Origin of the sequence: Streptomyces sp. NPDC005438, assembly GCF_040606315.1 — a bacterium.
Classification (GTDB): Bacteria; Actinomycetota; Actinomycetes; order Streptomycetales; family Streptomycetaceae; genus Streptomyces.
In genome coordinates this window covers 536,447-559,608 of record NZ_JBEXEP010000002.1, presented here as the reverse complement: position 1 = coordinate 559,608, position 23,162 = coordinate 536,447, and the positions used below count along the sequence as shown (strand labels likewise).

General features: G+C 73.0%; 18 protein-coding genes, 1 tRNA gene and 1 riboswitch. Of the genes, 4 read left to right on the top strand and 15 right to left on the bottom strand.

Annotated features, from left to right (window positions below):
- Nucleotides 1–250 precede the first annotated feature (250 nt).
- The 8 genes from rho to ABZT14_RS07175 all read right to left on the bottom strand — a co-directional run bounded on the left by rho (nt 251) and on the right by ABZT14_RS07175 (nt 11,969).
- Complete coding sequence (gene rho / locus ABZT14_RS07210; RefSeq protein ID WP_356298141.1) at nt 251–2,281, bottom strand: transcription termination factor Rho; 2,031 nt, start codon at nt 2,279–2,281, stop codon at nt 251–253.
- Between the two features lie 388 nt (nt 2,282–2,669).
- Entirely contained in the window at nt 2,670–3,602 is a 933-nt protein-coding gene (gene thrB, locus ABZT14_RS07205; RefSeq protein ID WP_356298139.1) for a homoserine kinase, read from the bottom strand.
- 334 nt (nt 3,603–3,936) lie between these two features.
- On the bottom strand, nt 3,937–5,046 hold the full coding sequence (gene thrC / locus ABZT14_RS07200; protein ID WP_356298137.1) for a threonine synthase: 1,110 nt from the start codon (nt 5,044–5,046) through the stop codon (nt 3,937–3,939).
- A gap of 6 nt (nt 5,047–5,052) precedes the next feature.
- Nucleotides 5,053–6,354 carry a homoserine dehydrogenase gene (locus ABZT14_RS07195; RefSeq protein ID WP_356298135.1) on the bottom strand — a complete coding sequence of 434 codons (1,302 nt, stop codon included), beginning with the start codon at nt 6,352–6,354 and terminating at the stop codon, nt 5,053–5,055.
- Nucleotides 6,355–6,529: 175 nt separating this feature from the next.
- Nucleotides 6,530–7,921, bottom strand: a complete 1,392-nt coding sequence (gene lysA / locus ABZT14_RS07190) for a diaminopimelate decarboxylase (protein WP_356298134.1) — start codon at nt 7,919–7,921, stop codon at nt 6,530–6,532.
- Between the two features lie 90 nt (nt 7,922–8,011).
- Nucleotides 8,012–8,821: a DALR anticodon-binding domain-containing protein gene (locus tag ABZT14_RS07185; protein WP_356298133.1), complete on the bottom strand. Its 810-nt coding sequence runs from the start codon at nt 8,819–8,821 to the stop codon at nt 8,012–8,014.
- 240 nt (nt 8,822–9,061) lie between these two features.
- Entirely contained in the window at nt 9,062–10,633 is a 1,572-nt protein-coding gene (locus ABZT14_RS07180) for a sigma-70 family RNA polymerase sigma factor (protein WP_356298131.1), read from the bottom strand.
- A 1,264-nt stretch (nt 10,634–11,897) separates the two neighbouring features.
- Nucleotides 11,898–11,969: transfer RNA gene (locus tag ABZT14_RS07175), tRNA-Arg, on the bottom strand.
- Nucleotides 11,970–12,172: 203 nt separating this feature from the next.
- Between ABZT14_RS07175 and ABZT14_RS07170 the strand changes: the two genes are divergently transcribed.
- On the top strand, nt 12,173–12,589 hold the full coding sequence (locus tag ABZT14_RS07170) for a response regulator (protein ID WP_356298129.1): 417 nt from the start codon (nt 12,173–12,175) through the stop codon (nt 12,587–12,589).
- A gap of 216 nt (nt 12,590–12,805) precedes the next feature.
- Here the strand turns inward: ABZT14_RS07170 and ABZT14_RS07165 are convergent, their stop codons facing one another.
- The 7 genes from ABZT14_RS07165 to ABZT14_RS07135 all read right to left on the bottom strand — a co-directional run bounded on the left by ABZT14_RS07165 (nt 12,806) and on the right by ABZT14_RS07135 (nt 20,807).
- Entirely contained in the window at nt 12,806–13,702 is an 897-nt protein-coding gene (locus tag ABZT14_RS07165; RefSeq protein ID WP_356298127.1) for an alpha/beta hydrolase, read from the bottom strand.
- A 205-nt stretch (nt 13,703–13,907) separates the two neighbouring features.
- Entirely contained in the window at nt 13,908–14,402 is a 495-nt protein-coding gene (locus ABZT14_RS07160; protein ID WP_356298125.1) for a DUF4430 domain-containing protein, read from the bottom strand.
- Nucleotides 14,403–14,699: 297 nt separating this feature from the next.
- Nucleotides 14,700–16,103, bottom strand: a complete 1,404-nt coding sequence (locus ABZT14_RS07155) for a prenyltransferase/squalene oxidase repeat-containing protein (protein WP_356298123.1) — start codon at nt 16,101–16,103, stop codon at nt 14,700–14,702.
- Nucleotides 16,104–16,109: 6 nt separating this feature from the next.
- Nucleotides 16,110–17,078: an ECF transporter S component gene (locus ABZT14_RS07150; protein WP_356298561.1), complete on the bottom strand. Its 969-nt coding sequence runs from the start codon at nt 17,076–17,078 to the stop codon at nt 16,110–16,112.
- Nucleotides 17,079–17,113: 35 nt separating this feature from the next.
- On the bottom strand, nt 17,114–18,727 hold the full coding sequence (locus ABZT14_RS07145; RefSeq protein WP_356298122.1) for an ATP-binding cassette domain-containing protein: 1,614 nt from the start codon (nt 18,725–18,727) through the stop codon (nt 17,114–17,116).
- Nucleotides 18,724–19,860, bottom strand: coding sequence for a CbiQ family ECF transporter T component (locus tag ABZT14_RS07140; RefSeq protein WP_356298120.1), 1,137 nt, complete (start codon nt 19,858–19,860; stop codon nt 18,724–18,726). Before ABZT14_RS07140 ends, ABZT14_RS07145 begins: the two co-directional genes overlap by 4 nt.
- The gene (locus tag ABZT14_RS07135) at nt 19,818–20,807 is read right to left on the bottom strand and encodes a hypothetical protein (protein WP_356298118.1); all 990 of its coding nucleotides are present in this window, start codon (nt 20,805–20,807) and stop codon (nt 19,818–19,820) included. Before ABZT14_RS07135 ends, ABZT14_RS07140 begins: the two co-directional genes overlap by 43 nt.
- A gap of 146 nt (nt 20,808–20,953) precedes the next feature.
- Nucleotides 20,954–21,089: riboswitch (cobalamin riboswitch) on the bottom strand.
- Nucleotides 21,090–21,483: 394 nt separating this feature from the next.
- Between ABZT14_RS07135 and ABZT14_RS07130 the strand changes: the two genes are divergently transcribed.
- The 3 genes from ABZT14_RS07130 to ABZT14_RS07120 all read left to right on the top strand — a co-directional run bounded on the left by ABZT14_RS07130 (nt 21,484) and on the right by ABZT14_RS07120 (nt 23,135).
- Complete coding sequence (locus tag ABZT14_RS07130; protein ID WP_356298116.1) at nt 21,484–21,993, top strand: GNAT family N-acetyltransferase; 510 nt, start codon at nt 21,484–21,486, stop codon at nt 21,991–21,993.
- A 171-nt stretch (nt 21,994–22,164) separates the two neighbouring features.
- Nucleotides 22,165–22,623, top strand: coding sequence for a hypothetical protein (locus ABZT14_RS07125; RefSeq protein ID WP_356298114.1), 459 nt, complete (start codon nt 22,165–22,167; stop codon nt 22,621–22,623).
- 158 nt (nt 22,624–22,781) lie between these two features.
- Nucleotides 22,782–23,135, top strand: coding sequence for a DUF5713 family protein (locus tag ABZT14_RS07120; protein ID WP_356298112.1), 354 nt, complete (start codon nt 22,782–22,784; stop codon nt 23,133–23,135).
- Nucleotides 23,136–23,162: the final 27 nt, after the last annotated feature.

Below are 23,162 nucleotides of genomic sequence, written 5' to 3'. Positions count from 1 at the left end.
GTACGCGCGGCCACCGGACCACGACGTGTCCACCCCGACCCGGCTGCTCACCGTGCCGCTTCTCCACTTCTACCGGGGATCGGTCGACACCGCGCGTCGATGGGTCCGCACTGAGCGGCCACCCCGAGGCCCCTCGGCGGCCGTGTACCGGGCCAGGGGCGCCCGGGAACGCCGCGAGGGCCGCTCCCACGCGTGGGGGAACGGCCCTCGTCGGTTACCTCCAGGTCGGTGACCCGGCGACTGGCTCAGCTCACTCGTTGGAGCCGGGCAGCGGGGTCGTCTTCTGGATCTGGAGCAGGAACTCCGCGTTGGACTTGGTCTTCTTCATCTTGTCCAGCAGCAGCTCGATCGCCTGCTGCTGGTCCAGGGCGTGCAGCACCCGGCGCAGCTTCCACACGATCTGGAGTTCCTCGTTGGCCATGAGGATCTCCTCCTTGCGGGTGCTGGAGGCGTCCACGTCCACGGCCGGGAAGATCCGCTTGTCCGCGAGCTTGCGGTCGAGCTTCAGCTCCATGTTGCCGGTGCCCTTGAACTCCTCGAAGATCACCTCGTCCATCCGGGAGCCGGTCTCCACCAGGGCGGTGGCCAGGATGGTCAGCGAACCGCCGTCCTCGATGTTCCGGGCGGCGCCGAAGAACTTCTTGGGCGGGTACAGCGCGGTGGAGTCCACACCACCGGACAGGATGCGCCCGGAGGCGGGGGCCGCCAGGTTGTACGCCCGGCCCAGACGGGTGATCGAGTCCAGCAGGACCACCACGTCGTGCCCCAGCTCCACCAGGCGCTTGGCCCGCTCGATGGCGAGTTCGGCGACCGTGGTGTGGTCCTCGGCCGGTCGGTCGAAGGTGGAGGAGATGACCTCGCCCTTCACCGACCGCTGCATGTCGGTGACCTCTTCGGGCCGCTCGTCCACGAGCACGACCATCAGGTGGCACTCGGGGTTGTTGGTGGTGATGGCGTTGGCGATGGACTGCATCACCATGGTCTTGCCGGCCTTGGGCGGGGAGACGATCAGGCCGCGCTGGCCCTTGCCGATGGGGGCCACCAGGTCCACGATGCGCTGGGTCAGGGCACCGGGGTCGCTCTCCAGCCGCAACCGCTCCTGCGGGTACAGCGGGGTCAGCTTGTTGAACTCCGGCCGGCCGCGTCCGCCCTCGGGCGCCATGCCGTTGACCGAGTCCAGCCGCACCAGGGCGTTGAACTTCTCCCGGCGCTCACCCTCCCGGGGCTGACGCACGGCACCGGTGATGTGGTCGCCCTTGCGCAGGCCGTTCTTGCGGACCTGGGCCAGGGAGACGTACACGTCGTTGGGGCCGGGGAGGTACCCGGAGGTCCGCACGAACGCGTAGTTGTCAAGGATGTCGAGGATGCCGGCGACCGGGATGAGGACGTCGTCCTCGGCGATCTGCGGCTCGAAGTCGTCGCGGCCACGACGGCCCCGGCGGTCGCGGTAACGACCACGGCGGCCACGGCGGCCACCGTCGCGCCCGTCGTCGTCGAAGTCGTTGCGGGAACCCTGGCCTCCGCCCTGGTTCTGGCCGCCTCCGCCGCCGCCCTCGTTGCCCCGGCGGCGGTCCCGCTGGCGCTCCCGCTTGGGGCGGTCCTGCTGGCCGCGGTTGTCGCCACGGTCGCCACGGTTGTCGTTCCGGTTGTCGCGACCGCCGTCGCCCTTGCCCTCGCCACGGTTGTTGTCGCGGTTGTCGCCACGACCGTCACCGTCGCCGGACTGCTCGCCCTTGCGCTCGCGACCGCCCTGGCCCTCGGACCGGTCGGATCTGCCGTCCTGCTTGCCGGACTTGCTGTCCCGACCCCGCCCGGAACGGCCGGAGTTGTCGGCCGACTCCTCGTCGGCGTTGCCCCGCTGCTGCTGACCGGAGCCGTCGTCGTTGGCGGGCTGGCCGGGGATGTCGATCTGCTGCTGGGACGAGCGCTCGCCCGCCTCCTGCTCCGCCTCGCCGGTACGGGCCTTGGAGGTGGCCCGCCGCTTCGGCTTCTCGGCCGGGGCGGTCTCCCCCGGCTTCTGACCGGACGCGGCCTGCTTCTCCTTGATGACCTCGATCAGCTGCTGCTTGCGCATCCGCGCGGTGCCCCTGATGCCTAGCTGGGAAGCGAGTTGCTGCAACTCGGCCAGTACCAGGGCTTCCAGGCCGGTGCCGGAGCGGCGCCGCCGAGAGGTGGTACCGGAAGCGGGCGCGGCAGGAGCGTCCGTGGCGGGCGTGGCGTCCCCCGCGGAGCTGCCCGCGGCATCGGTGTTCGCGCCCATCAGATCGGTGGTGTCGCTCACGAAGGGTCCTTCCCTGGAGCGGGCGTCGGCCTGTCTGGCTCGGCGACCGGTTGTGCTGTCGGATGCGGTCGCGTGCTGGCGAACCACACCGCGGCGGTAGTCCTCGCCCTCATATACGGCGGGACGTCGATTCATGGTTCGGCGTGAGGCTTGACGTGGCTGCATCACGCCGGTTCCGGAGCGTGCTCAACACTGCTCGGCAGGCTGCTCGGCAGTTGGGGAAGCTCCTGGAAGAAGGGTGTTCCCTGAGGGTTGTTTCCCTGGGATCACTGGTGCATCGCACTCTTCACGGGCGTTCGAGACGACCCTGGAGACCGCGAGTGCAGACTTGAGGTTAACACTACCGGATCCAACAAACATTCCCCTCTCCACGTCCGGCTGTCACTGGTCACTGCGGTGTACCGCCCGGGTCGAGCGGCAGCACGCTGGCACCCTCCAGGTCCAGCGTGAGGCGGTAGGCCGCCCAGTCCTGGTCGGCCATTCCGGCGACCTTGTCGGCGTTGCCGATGTCGGTCAGCGCCAGCACGGTCGGGCCCGCACCGGAGATGACCGAGGGGACGCCGTCGAGGCGCAGACGGTTGACCAACTCCGCGCTCCGGGGCATGGCCGGGGCGCGGTACTCCTGGTGCAGCCGGTCCTCGGTGGCCGGCATCAGCAGCTCGGGACGCCTGGTGAGCGCCTCGACCAGCAACGCGGACCGCCCGGCGTTGGCGACCGCGTCCACATGGGGGACCGTGGCGGGCAGCAGCCCACGGGCGGTCTGGGTGAGCAGGGGTTCGGCCGGTACGAAGGCGATCGGCACCAGGGCCGTCGACGGCTCCATACGGACCGCGCGGGCGCTGCCGGACTCGGTCCAGGCGAGGGTGAACCCGCCCAGCAGGCAGGCGGCGACGTTGTCCGGGTGGCCCTCGATCTCGGTGGCGAGTTCCAGCATGGCCACCTCGTCCAGTCGGGCCTCGGCCCCGGTGGTGACCGCCGCGGCGGCGACGATGCCGGCGCAGATGGCCGCCGAGGAGGAGCCCAGGCCCCGGCCGTGGGGGATGCGGTTGGCGCACACCACCTCCAGGCCCCGGGGTTGGCCGCCCAGCAGGTCGAAGGTGGTGCGCAGGGAGCGGACCAGCAGGTGGCCGTCGTCGCGGGGAAGGGTGTCGGCGCCCTCTCCGGCGATGTCGATGTGCAGGCCGGAGTCGGCGACCCGGACCACCACGTCGTCGTAGAGGCCCAGGGCAAGCCCGAAGGCGTCGAAACCGGGGCCGAGGTTGGCGCTGGTGGCGGGGACGCGCACCCGGACGGCGGCGGCGCGGAACGCGGGACCGGCCATCGCTCGATGACTCTCCTTGGTTGGTCTGTGGCAACTCCCCCAGCACCGCGGCTGGACGCCGGACCGGCTCGGACCCGTCTCGCCTTCGGGCGTACGGGTCGGGGTGGTCGCCAGCCTATCGGAGGAGGGATGCCCTGGAACATAGGGCGCACGCAAGGCGCACGAAGCGTGTCGTACCCATCTGACCGGCCCTCACCCATCGGTCGGGAAGCGGGAACGGGGGCAGTTGGATCACGCCAACTGCCGGTCGGTGCAGGGGGTTTGGCGGGCGCACCGTGATGGTGGGAACGGTGCGCCCCCCGTGCTCCGGTCGCCGGTGAGCCGGCGTCCGGGACTAGTCGCGGACGAGGCCGAGACGGTCGGCGGCGGCGTCGGCGTCCACCGGTACGGTCACCGGGCGCGGGGCGCCGGCCACCGCCCAGTCCGGGTCCTTCAGCCCGTTGCCGGTGACCGTACAGACCACGCGCTGGCCCCGGGGGAGGTCGCCGCGTTCGGCGGCCTGGAGCAGTCCGGCCACCGAGGCGGCGGAGGCGGGCTCCACGAAGACGCCCTCCTGGGAGGCCAACAGCCGGTAGGCGCGCAGGATCTGACGGTCCGTCACCATGTCGATCAGGCCGCCCGACTCGTCCCTGGCCTGTTCGGCCAGCGTCCAGGAGGCGGGGTTGCCGATACGGATGGCGGTGGCGACCGTACTGGGTTCGGTCACCGGGGCGCCGCGCACGATGGGGGCGGCACCCGAGGCCTGGAAGCCCCACATCCGGGGGGTGTGGCTGGCCAGCCCGTCGGCGGCGTACTCCTGGTACCCCTTCCAGTAGGCGGTGATGTTGCCGGCGTTGCCCACCGGTAGCACGTGCAGGTCGGGGGCGTCGCCCAGCATGTCGACGATCTCGAAGGCGGCGGTCTTCTGGCCCTCGATGCGGACCGGGTTGACCGAGTTGACCAGGGCCACCGGGTACTTCTCGGACAGCCCCCGGGCCAGGGTCAGGCAGTCGTCGAAGTTGCCGTCGACCTGGAGGATCTGGGCGCCGTGCACCAGGGCCTGGCCCATCTTGCCCAGCGCGATCTTGCCCTGGGGCACCAGCACCGCGCAGACCATGCCGGCGCGCACCGCGTAGGCGGCGGCGGAGGCGCTGGTGTTGCCGGTGGAGGCGCAGATGACGGCCTGGGCCCCCTCGGCGCGGGCCCGGGTGATGGCCATGGTCATGCCCCGGTCCTTGAAGGAGCCGGTGGGGTTGGCCCCCTCGACCTTCAGGTGGACCTCACAGCCGGTGAGGCGGGTGAGTTCCTGCGCCCGTACCAGCGGGGTGCCGCCCTCTCCGAGGGTGACCACCTCCGCGTCCGGCTCCACCGGCAGCCGTTCGCGGTACTCCTCGATGACACCGCGCCACTGGGGACGGTGCGCGCCCCGCGCGGTCCGGTCGATGCCCTGGTCCATGACGGTCATGTTTCCTCATTCCCCTTCGACCCGCATGATGCTCGCCACGCCGAGCACGGTGTCCAGCTCCCGCAGGGCGTCGACGGTGGCCCGCAGCGCGGAGTCCCGCGCGTGGTGGGTGACCACCACCAGCCAGGCGTCCCCGTCCGAACCCTCCTTGCCCTGCTGTCGGACGGTGTCGATGGACACCCCGCACTCGGCGAAGACGGTGGCGACCTGCGCCAGCACACCCGGTTTGTCGGCCACGTCGAGGCTGATGTGGTAGCGGGTGACCACGTCTCCCATGGGGCTGACGGGCAGCTGGGCGTACGCCGACTCCCCGGGGCCCCGCGAGTGGTTGAGGCGGTTGCGGCAGGCCGACACCAGGTCGCCGAGCACGGCGGAGGCGGTGGGCGCGCCCCCGGCCCCGGCGCCGTAGAACATCAGCTGGCCGGCGGCGTCGGACTCGACGAACACCGCGTTGTAGGCGCCGCGCACCGAGGCCAGGGGGTGGCTGAGCGGGATCATCGCCGGGTGCACCCGGGCGCTGACCGAGCGGCCGTCGGCGGCCCGTTCGCAGATGGCCAGCAGCTTCACGGTGCAGCCCATGCGCTGGGCGGCGGCGATGTCGGCGGCGGTGACCTCGGTGAGCCCCTCGCGGTGGACGTCGTCCAAGCGTACCCGGGTGTGGAAGGCGATACCGGCCAGGATGGCGGCCTTGGCGGCGGCGTCGAAGCCCTCGACGTCGGCGGTGGGGTCGGCCTCGGCGTAGCCCAGGGCGGTGGCCTCGTCGAGGGCCTCGCCGTAGCCGGCGCCGTGGGTGTCCATCCGGTCCAGGATGAAGTTGGTGGTGCCGTTGACGATGCCCAGCACCCGGTTGACCTTGTCGCCGGCCAGGGACTCGCGCAGGGGCCGCACCAGGGGGATGGCGGCGGCCACCGCGGCCTCGTAGTACAGGTCGACGCCGGCCTTGTCGGCGGCCTGGTGGAGGCGGGAGCCGTCCTCGGCCAGCAGGGCCTTGTTGGCGGTCACCACGCTGATCCCGCCCTCGAAGGCGGTGGTGATCAGCGCCCGGGCCGGTTCGATGCCGCCGATGACCTCGACGGCCACGTCGATGTCGCCGCGCCGTATCAGAGCCTCGGCGTCGGTGGTGACCAGCTCGGGGTCGACGCCCTCGCGTACCCGTTGCGGGCGGCGTACGGCGACCCCGGCCAACTCGACCGGGGCGCCGATACGTTGGGCGAGGTCGTCGGCGTGCGTCGTCATGATGCGTGCCACCTCTGAGCCGACGACCCCACAGCCCAGCAGCGCCACCTTCAGCGGACGCGTACGCATCATCCGACCTCGCTCCCTCTCGCCGTTCCTACCCGGGTCGCGCCCTGGCCGCGCTCCGGCCACCGCGCGGCGAGGGTGCTGCCAGTCTCGCCCACCGAACCGGGAAAGCCCCCCATGGTTCAGTATCCGAGACGCGTTTCCCACATGCCGTACGAGGAGTCCCGGCTGTCGGAGGGCCTCAGCCCACGTCCAGTCGTAGCAGGTCCTCCTCGGTCTCCCGCCGCACGATGGGCCGGGCCTGGCCGTCCCGCACCGCGATGACCGGGGGTCGCAGGGCGTGGTTGTAGTTGCTGGCCATGGCGCGGCAGTAGGCGCCGGTGGCGGGCACGGCCAACAGGTCGCCGGGGGCGAGGTCGGCCGGCAGGAAGGCGTCCTTCACCACGATGTCGCCGCTCTCACAGTGCTTGCCCACCACCCGGGACAGCATGGGGGCGGCATCCGAGGTGCGGGAGACCAGGGCCACCGAGTACTCGGCGTCGTACAGGGCGGTACGGATGTTGTCGGACATGCCGCCGTCCACGCTCACATAGGTGCGCAGCCCCTCCAGCTCCTTGAGGGTGCCCACCTCGTACAGGGTGAAGGCGGTGGGCCCGACGATGGCGCGACCGGGCTCCACCGACAGCCGGGGCGCGGACAGGCCGGCCGACTCGCACTCGCGGGCCACGATGTCCCGCAGCGCCTTGGCGATCTCCCGGGGCTCGCTGGGGTCGTCCTCGGGGATGTACGCGATGCCCAGGCCGCCGCCGAGGTCGATCTCCGGCAGCTCCACCCCGTGCTCGTCGCGCACCTGGCTGAGCAGGCCCACCACCCGGCGGGCGGCGACCTCGAAGCCGGCGGTGTCGAAGATCTGCGAGCCGATGTGCGAGTGGACGCCCTTCAGTTCCAGGCTGTCCAGACCCAGCACCCGGCGTACCGCCTCGGCGGCGTCGCCGTCGGACAGCGAGAGGCCGAACTTCTGGTCCTCGTGCGCGGTGGCGATGAACTCGTGGGTGTGTGCCTCGACCCCGACGGTGATCCGCACCTGGACGGCCTGCCGCCGTCCGAGCCGGCTGGCGACGTGGGCGACCCGGACGATCTCCTGGTACGAGTCCAGCACGATGCGCCCGACCCCGGCCTCCACCGCCTGCTCGATCTCGGCCAGGGACTTGTTGTTGCCGTGCAGGGCGATCCGCTCGGCCGGCATCCCGCTGCTCAGCGCGGTGGACAGTTCCACCGCCGAGCAGACGTCGAGGTTGAGCCCCTCTTCGGCCAGCCAGCGCACCACGGCGCGGGAGAGGAAGGCCTTGCCGGCGTAGTACACGTCCGCGTCCTCGCCGAAGGCGTCCCGCCAGGCACGGCAGCGGGCCCGGAAGTCCTCCTCGTCCAGGATGTACGCGGGGGTGCCGAACTCCTCGGCCAGCTCCCGTACGTCCCGGCCGGCGACGGTGAGCGCGCCCTCGGCGTTGCGGCTGACCGTCTGGGACCAGATGTGCGGTTCCAGGGTGTTGAGGTCGGTGGGCGGGGCGGAGTAGTGGCCCTCGGGCAGTACGTCGGCGTGGCGCGGGCCGGCCGGGTGGGCGGAACGGCTCATCGGGCGACCTCGCTGACCCTGCGGACAGACTGGGGTGAGTGGTTCACGGTGGTTCCTCGTAGTTCTCGGTCGTACTCGACGACGGTGTACTCACAGACGGTGGGGTGCGGTCACGCCGAGCTGGGTCAGGCCGCCGGCCAGCACCGTTCCGGTGGCCTCGACGAGGGCCAGCCGTTCCCGGTGGGCGGCCCCGGGTTTCTCCCCGCCGCGCGGCAGCGGCGGACACGTCTCCACGACGGTGCGCAGCGCGCCGGCGATGCGGTCCAGGTGCCGGGCGTGCCGGTCCGCGCGCCCGGCCGAGGCCACCCGGGACTGGTCGGCGAGCAGCCCCAGCAGCGCGCGCTGGGCCGGATGGCGGTGACTCCCGTCGGCCCGGTCCGCGCCCACCCGGAGGTCCCGCGCCCACCGGAGGGTGGCGTGACACAGGAAGTGGGCGTACTGCACCCGGAACAGCGAGCTGTCCTCGGTACGCCGGACCAGCCGCCCGGCCGGTTCCCCGGTGACGGCCGCCCAGGCGGCCAGGTCCCGCGCCGGCTGGTCGACGGTACGCAGACCGGGGACCGGCCGGTCCGCCAACTCCCGCACCAGGGCGGCCCGGGCGGACGGCTGAAGGGTCACGGTCACGAAGCCCGGCCCGGTCACGGTCACCTCGGCCAGCCCCGGGGTCGCCCGCAGCCGTACGGCCAGCGAAGCGGCGACCTGGTCCGGGCGGCGGCCGGCCAGTCGGGCCACCCGCAGGGGGAAGCCGCTGGCGTAGTCGCCGTCCGGCCCACCGCCCGGCCGGGGCGGGCTGTCGACCACGGGTTCCGGCAAGCGGGCCGGGTCGAGGTCCAGCTCGCCGTCCCGGGCGGTACGCCGCGCGGCGTCGGTCAGCGCGCGGGCTAGCTCAGCGGGTGTCACGGGCCCAGCGTATGGCAGTCCGAGGGGCGCCACGCGAGGAGGTTTCAGCACTTGGGACGGGGTGTCGGACCGTCACAGGTGCCGCCATTGGAGAAGCCCGGACACGGGCACCGTACCGCCGCTGCGGGTCCCCTGGAGCCGAGCCCGTACGACCGCGCTCCCCGCACCACGCGGGGGCTCAACTCCCCTGCCGAGCGGGTGGGTTGGCCCCTGGTGGCCGGCTCACCGGGACGGGTCGGGTCAGGCCGCCGTACCGAACACCTGGGTCCACCACGGGCCGCCCGCGCCCTGGTGGACGCCGAGCCCCATCTCCTTGAGGGAGCAGTTGAGGATGTTCGCCCGGTGGCCGGAACTGTCCATCCACGCCTTCATCACCTGCGCCGGTGACCCCTGCCCCCGGGCGATGTTCTCCGCGTAGGTACTCCAGCGGTACCCGGCCGCCGTGATGCGGTCACCGGGGTCCTTGCCGTCGGGGCTGGTGTGCGAGAAGTAACCGCGTGCCGCCATGTCGTCGGAGTGCCGCTGCCCGGCGGTGTTCAGCCGGTCGTTCAACCGCAACGCGCCACACCCCCGCGCCGCGCGCTCCTTGTTGACCAGGGCGAGCACCTGCGGCCCGTCACCCGAGGGCGGCGGGGGCTGCTGGGTACGGCTGGGGCGGGGCTTGGCGGAGGACGGCGGACCGGCCGGCGCCGACGTCCGGGAGGGGCGGGGCCGCTCGGCGGTCTTCTTCCCGCTCTTCTTCGGCTCGGCCTTCTTCCGCTCCTTCTTCTTCCCCGGCTTCTTCGTCGAGGTGGAGGGAGAAGGAGACGACGAGGAGGCCGACACCTCGGCGGACCGCGAGGGTACGGAGGCCACCGTGTCGGCCGGCCCGTCGTCATCCGGCCCCAGCAGCAGATAGGTCGCGCCGCCGGTACCCAGCACGGCCAGGGCGGCCACCAGGGCCCCGACCCGTCGACGGCCCCGCGTACGCCGTCGCCGCGCCTCGGCCCGCCCCCCGACCCGCACCACCGCCGCCGTCGGCTCCCACTCCGGGGCCCAGCCCACGAGCCCGACGCCCAGCGGTACCAGCGCCAACCCCACCAGCAGCCCCTCGGCGGGCACCAACCCCGACCAGTGCCCGGCGCACACCCCGCACTCCCGGGTGTGCCGGGCCACCCGCTTGCGCCACAACGCCGAGGGCACACCGTCCCAGGGGGCCAACTGCCGCTCCAGCTCCAGGCATCCGGGGCGGACGGCCAGGGCCCGTACCACCACCCGGGCGGTCTCCAGCTGCGCCTTCATCCGCTGTACCCGTACCGCCGCGTGCTGCGGCGACAACTCCATCGCGTGCGCCAACTCGCCACGGGACAACTCCCCGGCGGCCTCCAGCCACCACAGGGACAGCAACGCCCGGTCGTCCTCGTCCAGCCAGCGGGTGGCCTCCGCGACCTCCCGGCGCTGGCCCGACAGCCCCAGCCGGACGATGGTCAGGTCCACGAAGTCCGCGCCGGGGTCGGCCACTTCGTGGGAGTCGGCCAGGTCCTCGCGGGGTATCGGCACGGTCCCGCTGCGGCGGAAGTGGTCCCGTATCTGGTTCATGGTGATCGCGACCAGCCAGCTGCGGAAACCCTCCGGGTCGCGGAGGTTACCCAGCCCGGACAGCACCCGGATCATGGTCTCCTGCGTCACGTCGTCCACGTCCGCGTGGCCGTTCAGGGCGCGGCCCACGATGTTGTAGACCAACGGCAGGTACGCGGCGACCAGTTGGTCCTGCGCGCGCTGGTCCCCCGCCCTCGCCGCCTTCACCATCGCCACTTCGCGTTCGCCGCTCACCATGTCCTCTTTCCGTCCAACTCCCGGCGGGGTCCTCTCGGTCACTGGGGAGACGTCGCGCGGACCGTCGGATAACAGGAACGGACAACCGGAGGCAACCAAGCGGCCCCACGGACCGGGCTCCGAGACTAGGGCGCTCCCCTCCCCCGGAACAGGCGTCTGCGGCAACGGCCGCTGTTACGGCCACCACAACGACCGCCCCCCACCCGCGTTCACCACCCACGCGGCCACCCCCCTCCGACGCGGACCACAGGCGAGGGCCGCCGGGCTGACCTCGAAGGGCACCCGGCCGGGCGCGGTACCTCGCACCCGGGTCACCCCGGCCCCGGTCGGGTACGCCCCGTCCCGACGGAAGCGGAAGAGGGCCCCCCACCCGGAGTACGTTGACCCCGCCCCGAGGGCCACCACCCGTGCCGGTCGAGGGTGGGCGGCTCACGGCAACCCCTCCCAGAACGCCGACCCCGCACCTCTCACCACCGACCTCGCCCTGGAGGAAACGTGAGGAAGCGCCAACCCCCGTCCACCTCAACCCCGCCCCTGGCGAAGGGGCTTGACGGTCCCTTCACCCCGGAACGGCACCGCCAGCGCCGTGGGGCAGCGGAAAGCTAACGTGGTGGAACGCCCCGTTACCTGACGGTAAGTCACCTGGGCAGGGGGCTGTGGTCCCCGCGTGTGCGGGGAGGGTCCCAGCGGGAGCGAGGCCACGATGCAGGCGCTGCGGTGCTCCCCGCGTATGCGGGGGTGGTCCCGACTACACGGCGCTTTTCGCGGAGGAGTGCGTGTGCTCCCCGCGTACGCGGGGATGGTCCCCGGTCGCCGTGGCGCACCGCCATCGCCGTCGAGTGCTCCCCGCGTATGCGGGGACGGGCCCCGGAAGGGTTGTCGTTGAAGGGGAGGAGCGGGCCTGGGTGGCGGCCCCCTTCGGAACCGGCGGGGAGGTGACCCCGGCGGGTGTCCGTACGACGTGGGTCGCGCTGGCGTCGCGGACCCAGGGGGACATCGGGTGCCGCCGCTGGGGGGTGCCGTGCTTCGGTGTGCCTCGGGGGTGAGCCACCGAGGCCAGGTGCGGCGGCGGTGACGGGTGCGACGACGGGAACGACCGGAAGATCGAAAGGGTCGGAGGAGGGGGTCCGAAACCGCCCTCGCCACCCCCTCACGACAGGGTGGGACAACGACCAGGGGCGGGACTCAGTGAACTGAGTCCCGCCCCTGGTCTGCGGTTCCTTGCCTGGTCAGAGCGCCTTGTGTGGCGCTGACCCGGAAGTACCCCCGGCAGGATTCGAACCTGCGCACACGGCTCCGGAGGCCGTTGCTCTATCCCCTGAGCTACGGGGGCTTGTGTCGTTCGCCTTGGTGGCGGCGACAGGGAAAACACTACCAGCTCCCGGAGGGTGACTCCGACCGGGTTTACGGGACCGGGGTCGGGGGCGGGCGCGGTTCGGGGAGGGGGCGTCAACGTCGGTACCGAGGACGGGGGAACCGTGGGGGAAAGAGGCAAAACCGGGACAGGATCCGGGGTCGCTGCCTACGCTGAACGATGTGCCAGGGGTGAAGGGCCGCGTCCTTGTGGTGGACGACAGCAGGGTGATGCGGCAGCTGATCAGGGTCAACCTGGAGCTGGAGGGCTACCAGGTGGTGACCGCCAACGACGGTGTCGAGTGCCTGGAGCTGGTCCACCAGGTGAGCCCCGACCTCGTCACGCTGGACATCGTGATGCCGAGGCTGGACGGGACGCACACCGCGCGACGGCTGCGGGCCGACCCGTTGACCGCCCGGTTGCCCCTGGTGATGGTGTCGGCGGGGGTGGAGGGCGGTGACGTGGCGAGCGCCGCTGGCGCGGTGGACGCCTTCCTCTCCAAGCCCTTCGAGCCCTCCGAACTGCTGCGTACGGTGCGGGAGTTGATCCGGCCGGCGGTGGTCCGGCGGGTCGGGGCGAGTGTGCCCACCCAGGGCTGAGCCGCACAGCGGCGGTCCGGCCGCACGGCCAGCCGTCACCCCGTGACCGGGGTCCACGTGACGGCGGGTGCTCTGACGGGGATCTCCCGACACGGCTCCGCGATGGGTCCACCGGTCGGACCCGGCTCGCCCCCACGGGAGAGCCGGGCCACGCGTACCGGCGAGGCCCTCGTGGTCACGGTGGCCGCGTGGTCGGGGCAGCCCCGCCCTGGCCGGTCAGTCCGCGAGGAAGCGGAGCAGGGCCTCGGCGAGGGCGCGGGGGTTCTCCTCGGGGACCCAGTGGCCGGTGTCCGGGACGCGGAGGGCGGTGACCCGTTCGGCGACCTCGCCCATCATCGGGCCCATCAGCGGGCCGGTGGTGCTGAGCGTGCCGGCGACGGCGAGTACGGGGAGGGTGAGTCGGCCGTGGCGTTCCAGGTCCGCGCGGTTGTCGGCGGCGTCGCGGTCGAAGGCGCGGTAGACCTCGAAGCCGGCCCGCAGGGCGCCGGGGGCGGAGTAGGCGGAGACGTAGACGTCCAGGTCGTGGTCGTCCACGGCGGAGGGGTCGAAGATCCGGGCGTTGAAGAAGCTCTGGAGGTACGGCCGTTCCCGCCCGGTGACCAGGAGTTCGGGGAGGTCCGGGGTGGCGTGGAAGGCGAAGTGCCACACCCGGGGGTCGGCCCGCAGCCGGTCGAAGACCTCGGTGCCGGGCAGCGGGGCGTCGATGACGGCGAGGTGGGAGGTGTGGTCGCGGTACCGGGCGGCGTAGGCGTACGCCACCATCATCCCGATGTCGTGGCCCACCACGGCCACCGGTTGCCGGATGTCGAGGTGGTCGCGCAGCAGGGAGTGGATGTCCCCGGCCATCGTCCACTTGTCGTAACCGGCCGGGGGACGCCAGGAGTTGCCCGCGCCTCGGTAGTCGGGGGCGACCACGCGGAACCCCTGGCCGGTGAGGAGGGGGATGACCCTGTTCCACTCCCACCAGGTCTGGGGGAAGCCGTGGAGGAGGACCACGGTGCGGGGGCCGACACCGGCGGTGACGTAGTGCAGTCGTAGCCCGGGTTCGATCTCCGCCATGCCGTGCCGGAGGGTGCTGCCGGCCGTTCCCTGCGGTGCGGTGTCCTCGGCCACGGCCTCTCCTCGGTGCGGGTGTGTGGGCGTCCCGTCCGGGGGCGGGGTCGGTACGGCTCCGCTTCCCGGTGGGGTGCCGTGATCACGATAGTGCGGTGCGCGCCGGCCCGCGTCATGAACAGCGCGGCGGCCGACACGAGGGCCGGGGTGCCGACCCGCGCGGTGGCCGGTGCCGGGAGGTGGTCGCTCCCGGCACCGGGTGGGATCACTCGATCTCGGTCCAGGTGAAGTCCACCTGGTCGCCCGCCTTGATACGGGCCTGGCAGCCGCCCACGGAGGTGGGGGTGCCGTTCACGGAGATCTGCCAGAAGTGGTCGGCGCCGCCGTTGTGGCCGTCGATGTCGGAGACGAAGTAGTCCTCGAAGGAGGCGTACCACTCACCGTCCCAGGTGAAGCCCTCCTGTTCGGCGGCGTCGTCCAGGGCGGCGGTCGGGGTCGGGCCGGCGGTGTCGTTCTGCCCGTTGTTGGTGCCGTCGCACTTATGGGTGCCGCCGGTCTCGGTGGTGACCTCGTGGCCGTCGGTGGTGAGGGTGTCGTCGAAGATCGTGCCGTCGGGGCCCTCGACGGTCAGGGTCACGGACACGGCGGCCGTGGTGTCGGCCGACGCCCCGGTGGCGGCCTGGGCGGCCGGGGTCACGGTGAGGGCCAGGCCGAGTACGGCGGTGCCCACGGTGGCGCGGAGGAGGTTTCCTGCTCTCAAGGTGTCGTGCCTTTCGGGTGGTTGGTGCCCAGCCCGGTTATGAGCTGGGCGGGAAGGAAGACAGGGGGGTGCCGCTGGTCCGGGCGCGGGGAACGGGCGGGTGGCGTACTCGGACCGCCGGGGGTCGGTACCGCGCGCCGCCGTGGGCCGTACCGGGGTCGGCGTCACCGACCCGCTGGCCGGCCCTCGTCACAGCCCCCGGAGTCCGAACCGGACGGGCCGGGAAGGCTCCGGGACTCCGGGGGCCAGGTCGCGCCCGGCCGCGGGCGCTCGTGGGAGGGCCCGCGGCCGGACCGTTCAGCGTCGGGTGCCGCGCAGACGGGTCACCGTGACGGCGGCGGCGCCGGCGAGTACCAGGGCGCCGGCCAGACCGGCCAGCGGCAGTACCGAGCTGCCGGAGGAGGCCAGGGGGCCCTTGGGACTGGTGGCGTCCCCACCGGTGGTCTGGGGCGCGGGGTCGTTGCCCCCGCTGGTACCGCCCTGGGTGCCACCCGTGGAGTCGCCGCCCGAGTCGCCGCCGGTGGTGCCCGGGTCGTCGCCCCCGGAACCGCCGCTGTCGCCCTCGGTGGTGCCTCCGTCGTCGCCGCCGGTGTCCCCGCCGCTGTCGCCTCCATTGCCTCCGTTGCCGCCGTTGCCGCCGCCGGTGTCACCGTCGCCGGGGCCGCACTTGACCGGCTCCAGGTCCCTGGCCGCGTCGGTGCCGTCGATCTGGCTGAGGGACTTGCCGGCGAGGGCGGGGACCACCTGGGCGGTGGCCCGCAGGGTGGTGCCGTCGACCTTGGCCTCGGCGTAGCCCACGGCTCCCCGGTCCTTGGCGGCGGCGTCGCAGTCGAGCTGGCGCCCGCGCAGCCAGCTCACGCCCTTGCCGGCTGCCTCGGTGCGGCCACCGGCCGCGAGGGCCTGGACGTCGAGGGCGGTGGTGTTGGAGTTGGCGGGCGACTGGCCGAAGCTGATGTCGCTGAAGCCGCCGTCCTTGCCCTGCTGCTTCTCCAGCCAGTCCAGTGCCGGCTTGGCGTCGGCGGTGCGTCCGGCCGCCAGCAGGGCCTGTACGGCCAGTCCGGTGCTGTCGGTGTGGGACTTGCACTTGGTCGGGTCGTCCTTGAAGGACAGGGGGTAACCGCCGTCCTCGCAGCGGGACTTGGCGAGGAACTCGGCGGCGTTGTCCGGCACCTTCCCGGTGCGGTGCAGGGCGAGCACCGCCAGGGACTGGGTGAACTGGTTGGACATGTCACCGCTGGCCAGCTTGTCGGTGAACCGCCCGTTGTCCTGGAGGCGGTCGGTCAGCAGCTTGGTGAGGTTCTGGCCGCCGAAGTCGGCGGGGTCGCGGCCCTGGATGGAGGCGACCAGGTGCAGCTTGGCCACTCCCCCGGCGAACACCTGGTCCGGCTTGCCCTTGGTGACGTAGTCCTCGGCGTTGGCGGCCAGCCAGTCGGTGGCCTTGTCGCTGGTCGAGCCGCCGGTGCCGGTGGAGGCGAGGGCCATCACGATGTCCGCGGTCAGCCCGTGGTCGCCGGACGCGTGGGTGCCGTCGGTGAGTTGGGCCGCGGTCCAGGTGGCCGCCGCGTTGGCCGGCGACTGGAGGGTGTCGGCCTTCTGCGCGGCCGGCGCCTGGGCGTGGGCCGAGCCGCCGGACAGCAGGGCGGTCGCCAGCAGCAGCGCGGGTATCGCGGCGGCGCGTCTGGCGGCGTGGGGTCGGGGCATCGTGGACTACCTCTCGGTTCTGGTGGTCGCTCGGGGTCGGTCGGAGTCGGGCGGGTCGGCGGGGCTTCCCCGCTCGGGTGGCACGTCGTCGTACGGGCTGGGCGCGGTGACGCCCACGGGGCGGTGCTCGGGCGGGGGTTCGCCCGGTTTCCGGTCCCCGGGGGGCGCCGTCTTCTCCGGGGCGGGCTTCGGGGGCGCCGAGGCGGGGGTGACCCGTACCGGGGCGCTGAACGCGGCGCGGCGGGCGGCGCGACGGAGTACGGCCAGTACGGCGGGGCCCAGGGTGACGATCGCCACCAGGTTGGTGAGGGCCCGGCCGGTGTCCCAGCCGAAGGTGGAGGTGACCAGGGTGAACACCGCGAACCGGTGCAGGTTCTCCAGCAGGGGGGCGCCGGCCACGAAGGACAGCTGGGTGTCGGTTCCGGCGGTGAAGGGCCAGAACCACATGTTCATCAGGAAGCCGAAGAGGTAGGCGACCAGCACTCCGTAGCCGGCGAGCATGGCGATCTCGGCCCGGCCGGTGACCCTGCGGGGCAGCAGTCCGGCGCCCAGGCCGATCCAGCCGGAGGCCAGCATCTGGAAGGGCAGCCAGGGGCCGACTCCGGCGGTGAGCAGGGCGGAGGCGAACAGCGAGGTGGAGCCGAGTACGAAGCCGAAGCCGGGGCCGAAGACCCGGCCAGCGAGCACCAGCAGGAAGAACACCGTCTCGATGCCCGCGGTTCCGGCGCCCAGGGGGCGAAGGCCGGCGTTGACGGCGGACAGCACGCCCAGCATGGCCAGGGCCTTGACGTCGATGCCGCCGGAGGACATCTCGGCCAGTACGACGGCCAGCAGCACCGGCAGGACCAGGATGAACAGCAGGGGGGCGTCGGTGGAGTGGGCCATGCCCCGGGCGCTGGGCGGGAGGAACAGCGGCCAGCAGAACATCGCCACCCCGGCCACGCTGGCCAGGGTCAGCACCACCGCGCTGCGCATCCGTACCGGGAGCGCGGGCACCCGCGCCAGGGCCCTCACGGGGTCTCCAGAGCGTGGGCGACCTGTTCCACGGTCAGCCAGGGGGCCGGTTGGAGCACCTTGGACACCTGGGGGGCGAAGGCCGGGGAGGAGACGACCACCTCGGCGGTGGGTCCGTCGGCGACGAGTTCGCCCTCGGCCATCACCAGCACCCGGTCCGCCGCGCGGGCGGTGAACTCCACGTCGTGGGTGGCCACCACGACCGCGCGGCCCTCCTCGGCGAGACGGCCGACGAGTCGGGCGAAGGCCTCCTTGGCGGTGTAGTCCAGGCCCCGGGTGGGTTCGTCCAGCAGCACCACGGGCGGTGCGGCGGTCAGTTGGATGGCCAGCACCAGGGCGAGGCGCTGCCCCTCGGACAGGTCGCGGGGGTGGCGTGGGCCGGGGATACCGGGGGCGAGGCTGTCCAGCAACTCCCGGCAGGTTCCGGTGGGTCGCTCGGACTCGGTGTCGGCCTGGGCGCACTCGGCGTCGACGGTCTGGAGGTAGAGCAGGTCGCTGGCGGTCTGGGGTACCAGGCCGACCAGGGAGCGGGCCCGCCCGGGGCGCAGCCGTCCGGGGTCGACGTCGCCCACCCGTACCCGGCCGGCGCTGCGGGGGCCGGAGCCCTGGAGCGCCCACAGCAGGGAGGACTTGCCGGAGCCGTTGCGGCCCATCAGCGCGGTGACCTGGCCCTGGCGCAGTTCCAGGTCGAGGCCGCGTACCGCGACGCGTTCGCCGTAGGTGACCGTGACGCCCTTGGCGGACAGCGCGGTCTCCCCGGGGGCGGGGCGGGCCGGGGGCGGCTGTCGGTCGGCGAGCTGTCGTCGCAGGGGGCCGGCCCGGCGTCGGGCGTCCCGTACGGACAGGGGCAGGGGGTCCCAGCCGGCGAGCCGGCCCAGGCGCACCACGGGCGGGGCGGGCGGGGCCGGTCGGGCGGTGCGCATGAGTTCCTCGGGGTCGCCCTGGTCGAGGAGGCCGTCTCCGGTGAGGTGCACCAGCCGGTCGGCGTACTGCAGGACCCGTTCCATGCGGTGTTCGGCGATCAGCACGGTGGTGCCCAGGTCGTGGACCAGGCGGAGTACGGCGGCGAGGACCTCCTCGGCGGCGGTGGGGTCCAGGGCGGAGGTCGGTTCGTCGAGGACCAGCACCCGGGGGTGGGCGGTGAGGACGGAGCCGATGGCCACCCGTTGCTGCTGGCCGCCGGAGAGGGTGCGCAGGGGGCGGTCCCGTAGTTCGGCGATGCCCAGCAGGTCGAGGGTCTCCTCCACCCGCTTGCGCATCACCTCGGGGGGCAGCGCCAACTGCTCCATGGCGTAGGCGAGTTCCTCCTCGACGGTGTCGGTGACGAAACCGGCCAGGGGGTCCTGGCCGACCACGCCGACCCGGTCGGCGAACTCCTGGGGCGGTACGTCGGCGGTGCTGACGCCGTCCACGGTGACGGTGCCCTGGAGGTGGCCGCCGGTGAAGTGCGGGACCAGTCCGTTGACGGCGCCCAGCAGGGTCGACTTGCCCACCCCGGTACGGCCGGCGACCAGACACAGTTCGCCCTCGGGCACCTCCAGTCGCACCCCGTCCAGGGTGGGGGCGGTGGCCTCGGGATAGGTGAGGGTCACCTGGTCGAAGACGATCACGCCGGCACCTCCCGGGGCAGTTGGCGGGGCAGTCGGGGCGCCAGTACACCGGGCAGCAGTCCGGTCAGCGCCGCCAGTACGGGGGTCACGGTCACCTCGGGCCAACTCAGGGGGGACAGCGGGGGGTAGAGGGTGGCCGCCTGGGCGGTGCCGGAGACCAGGTACATGCCGGCGGCGGACGCCAGTCCGCAGGCGGCCACCATCCACTCGGCGCCGCGCCAGGGGTCGGGGCGGTAGGTGGTACGGCGTACCCGGCGTCCGCCCAGCAGGAAGCCGACGGCGGCCAGGGCCAGTCCGGCCAGCAGCAGGGGGGTGCCCAGCAGGACGGGGGTGCTGGCGCCCATGGCTCCGTAGAGTCCGGCGCAGACCCCGAGCAGCCCGCCGATCACCAGGACCCCGGTGACCAGTCTGGTGCGGGGGGCGATGCGTCCGGTGCGGCCGTACCCGTGCGAGGCCATGGCGGCGGCCAGGGCCAGGGAACGGTTCATGGCGTCCTCCAGCACCGGGATGAGGATGCCGCGTATGGCCCGCCGGCCCTTGGTGGAGCCGCCCCGCAACAGCCGGGCCCGGCGCACCCGTTGGACGCTCTCCACCAGTTGGGGTGCGACGCTGAGGGTCACCACCACCGAGGTGCCCACCTCGTACAGGGCGCCGGGCAGGGCCTTGAGCATCCGCTTGGGGTTGGCCAGCGCGTTGGCGGCGCCCACACAGATCACCATGGCGGCCAGGCGCATCCCGTCGTAGGCGCCGCCCAGCAGTTGTTCGGCGGCGACGGGGCCCAACAGCCGTATGCCGGCGGCCCATTCGGGCAGCGGGATCTCGGGCAGGGTGAACAGCACCGTCTCCCCCATGCCCCCGCCGAAGACGATGCGGAAGACCACCCGCATCGCCACGATGAAGGCGCCCAGCACCAGGTACATGCGGAAGGCCAGTGCCCAGGGGGCGTCCCCCCGGCGCTGCACGACCACGAAGCCCACCACGGCCACGATCAGCGCCAGCAGCAGCGGGTTGGTGGTACGGCTGGCGGCGGCGGCCATGCCCAGGGCCCACAGCCACCAGGCCCCGGGGTGTACGGCGCGGGGCAGCGGGCTCATGAACTTCCGCCGGAGGGGCCGGCGCGGCGCCTGCGCCATGCGGCCACCCCACCGGCCGTGGCCACGGCCAGTACCGTGCCGGCGGCCACCACCGTGCCCAGGGGCATCCCCTGGTCCTCACTGGAGGAGACCGGTTCGCCGTCCTGTCCGTCGGCGCCGTCCCAGTCGTCGTCCTCGGTCGGGGTGGGGGCGGGGCTGTCGGAGGACTTGTCCGCGTCGGACTTCTTCTTGTCGTCCTTCTTCTCGTCCTTCTTGTCCTTGTCCTTGGACTTGCCGTCCTTGGGGGACTCCTCGTCCTCGGGGTTCTGGTCGCGCTTCCCCTCGTCCTGGCCCTGGTCGTTGCCGGAGTCACCGGGCCGTTGGCCGCCGTTGCCGCCCTGGGAACCGCCCTGCGAGCCGCCCCCGGAGCCGCCGTTGCCTCCGCCGGGGGGCGGGGTGGACGGGCGGCGGGGTGTCATCCGGGGCGCGGGGGCGTCGTCCTGCTCGCGGTTGAGGGAGAAGGACCAGCCCTCGAAGCTGCCCTTGGGCGGGGTGCGGTAGGTGGCGCCGTACTGGCTGTAGGTCCACTTGCCGCCGTTGGAGGCGTGCCAGTACGACCAGTAGGCGGAGGCCGGCGGGGTGTCCACGCAGGACTCGCGGTCGGCGCCGGGCTTGTTCTCCAGGCGGCAGATGAAGGACTCGCCCCAGCGGTTGGTGCCGGTGACCCGGATGCCGGCGGCCTTCAGGGCGGCCAGTCCGTTCTTCTGGGCGCCCACCGCGCAGCGCACCAGGGTGCCGCCGCCCAGTTCACGGAAGTCCACCACCACGGTCACGCCGTTGCCGTCGGGGCAGACGCCGGCCCGGCTCAGGGCGGGGGCGTGGGCGGGAGTGGCGGCGTGCGCGGGAGCGGCGGTGCCGAGGCCGAGTACGGTCGCCAGCAGCGACACCGCGAGGGCGGCGATCCCGGTGCGGAGGGCGCCGCCCCACCGCTTGAGCACACCAACCATGTCGCGGTGCCTTCCAGTTCGGGGCCGACGGCGGGGCCCCGACCCTCGTTCAGACGGCCGCCCCTGACGCCTTCCGGTGAGGAGGCGGCAGGGGCCGGTGAACCAGGGGTTCCAAGCTCCACGCTGTAGACCATGACAGGGGGAAGTGGTGCACGTAGCGCGGTGGGAGGTCCGGCTCGCGGCATGGGTGGCCGCTCACGGTTGCAGGTCAGCGCCGGACTTCCACCGGCTTTCCCCAGTCACGTACGCATGAAGTTGTGGCCCCTCACCCGGAGGGGTCACCAAATGGTATGCCCGGGCGCCTGGTTGAACCACCCTGCCGGTTGTTACTCCGGCCACTGCCGGCGCCCCCGGAGGGCGGTGCCGGTACGGTCGCCGCCGCCTCCTGGTGGGCCCCGGTGAGGGTTCGAGGTCTGTCGGGGGCCGGCCGGTCAGGCCCGGCGTCCCCGGCTGGCGGCACCTCAACTCCCCTGCGGTGAAGGCCCGTTGGCCTGGGCCGTCGGCTGCTATCCTGTTCGCGGACCACGCCTCCCCCGCCGGGCACCGCCCAGGCCAGGGGAGGCTTTTTCGCGCCCCGCCGCCCCCGCCCGTCCGGCTCGTCCGCCGGCGCCCGCGGCGCGGCCCCACGGCGTCGGCGTCCCGCCGTCCGCCTCCCTTCCGTCTCCCGAGGAGAGCCATGTCCCCTGTGTCCCTGCGCCGCGCCGACACCGACGACCACCCCGCACTGGAACGCCTGTGGCTGATGTTCCGGCACGACATGTCGGAGTTCGACGGCACCCTGCCCCGCCCCGACGGGACCTTCCGCGAGGAGCGGCTCCGCTCGGCGCTCACCGACCCCGACTGGGCGCCCTACCTGCTGTTGAGCGAGGACCGTCCGGCCGGGCTGGTGTTCGTACGGAGCCTGAGCACGGCACCCCGGGTGCTCAACAGCTTCTTCGTGGCCCGGGGAGCGCGCGGGTCGGGCCTGGGGATGTGGGCGGCGCGCGAGGTGGTGGGCCGGCATCCGGGCCCGTGGGAGGTGGCCTTCCAGGAGGCCAACCCCGGCGCCGTCCGGTTCTGGCGTCGGGTCGCCACCGAGGTGGCCGGCCGGGAGTGGAGCGAGGAACGCCGGCCGGTGCCGGGGCGGCCGGACGTGCCCCACGACGTCTGGATCTCGTTCGACGCCCCAGCCCGCCCCGGCACCTGACCCCACCCCTCGGGCGCCCCGGGCCGCTACTACGGGCACCCGTACGGGAGTTGGCGGGCCAGGTGGCCCGGAAGCCGGGGGACTCACACGGCCACCCCTCTGTTCCTCCGGGCGGATCTGGGCCAGACTGGGCCGAACACATACCCCACCGGGGTATACGAGGAGGCCGTGATGACATCCGCTGAGGCACCGTCCGTCCCGCCCACCCGAGGGGACCCCGCTCCCCCGGAACGCGGGGTCACCGCAGTCCGGCGCCACTGGCCGCTGGCGCGCCACTACCTGGAGATGCTCGCCGCCATGGGCGCCGGCATGGTGGTGTTCGGCCTGCTGGGCCGGGGAGCCCTGGACGCCCTCGGCGCGGGCCCGCCCCGGGGTGGGCCGGAGGTGGCCGCGCTGGAGATGGCGGCCTACATGTCCGCCGGGATGGTGCTGTGGATGCGGTACCGGGACCACGGCTGGGCGGGAACACTGGAGATGACCGCCGCCATGTTCGCTTCGGCCCTGGTGTTCTTCCCCGCGCTGTGGCTGGGCCTGGTCTCCGGCCACGGCCTGATGATGGGGGAACACCTGCTGATGCTGCCGCTGATGGCGGCGGTGATGTGGCGCCGACGCGGCGAGTTCGGGGGCTGAACGCCGAGCGGCGGTAACCGGGCGCCCGTACGGGAGTGGTCGGGGCACCGGGCGTACCGGCTGTCGCGTAAGGCGGGGACACCCGGCAAGGGCACCAGCGGGGATGTCGGTGGGGTGGTGCAGGATCTCCCCGACAGTTCCTCACAGGGGGTGGGCACATGACGATCAGCCATCGGATCGGCAACCGGGAAGTGGCGGAACACCCGTTCCTCCAGGGCCTCTACGCGGACCCCTACTTCCCCGACGAGATCCTGGACCGGGGGCGGGCCGTCCTGTGGCGGCTGTGCGAGCGGATCGAGGACGAGCGCCCCTCGGACCTGACCGCGCTCTACGCGCTGACCCACGCGGCCACCGAGGAGTTCAACCGGCTGGAGGCCGAGTTCGAGGCGGCCGGCAGCGAGATCGAGACCGTGGCGCGGGATGAGATCGCCGAGGACTTCTGGTTCGTGGCCTCGTCCTACGGCTTCGCGGACGCCGACGTGGAGGAACTGATCGCCACCCGGGACTGGTGACCGAACCCGACACCCGGACCCCTCGCA

What these genes read in the sequence shown, in the direction of transcription:
- ABZT14_RS07140 (WP_356298120.1), bottom strand. Translation starts at nt 19,860, where the DNA reads ATGGCGCAGGCGCCGCGCCGGCCCCTCCGGCGGAAGTTCATGAGCCCG.
- ABZT14_RS07130 (WP_356298116.1), top strand. Translation starts at nt 21,484, where the DNA reads ATGTCCCCTGTGTCCCTGCGCCGCGCCGACACCGACGACCACCCCGCA.
- ABZT14_RS07155 (WP_356298123.1), bottom strand. Translation starts at nt 16,103, where the DNA reads ATGCCCCGACCCCACGCCGCCAGACGCGCCGCCGCGATACCCGCGCTG.
- lysA (WP_356298134.1), bottom strand. Translation starts at nt 7,921, where the DNA reads ATGAGCCGTTCCGCCCACCCGGCCGGCCCGCGCCACGCCGACGTACTG.
- ABZT14_RS07120 (WP_356298112.1), top strand. Translation starts at nt 22,782, where the DNA reads ATGACGATCAGCCATCGGATCGGCAACCGGGAAGTGGCGGAACACCCG.
- ABZT14_RS07195 (WP_356298135.1), bottom strand. Translation starts at nt 6,354, where the DNA reads ATGATGCGTACGCGTCCGCTGAAGGTGGCGCTGCTGGGCTGTGGGGTC.
- thrC (WP_356298137.1), bottom strand. Translation starts at nt 5,046, where the DNA reads ATGACCGTCATGGACCAGGGCATCGACCGGACCGCGCGGGGCGCGCAC.
- ABZT14_RS07135 (WP_356298118.1), bottom strand. Translation starts at nt 20,807, where the DNA reads ATGGTTGGTGTGCTCAAGCGGTGGGGCGGCGCCCTCCGCACCGGGATC.
- ABZT14_RS07150 (WP_356298561.1), bottom strand. Translation starts at nt 17,078, where the DNA reads ATGCGCAGCGCGGTGGTGCTGACCCTGGCCAGCGTGGCCGGGGTGGCG.
- ABZT14_RS07125 (WP_356298114.1), top strand. Translation starts at nt 22,165, where the DNA reads ATGACATCCGCTGAGGCACCGTCCGTCCCGCCCACCCGAGGGGACCCC.
- thrB (WP_356298139.1), bottom strand. Translation starts at nt 3,602, where the DNA reads ATGGCCGGTCCCGCGTTCCGCGCCGCCGCCGTCCGGGTGCGCGTCCCC.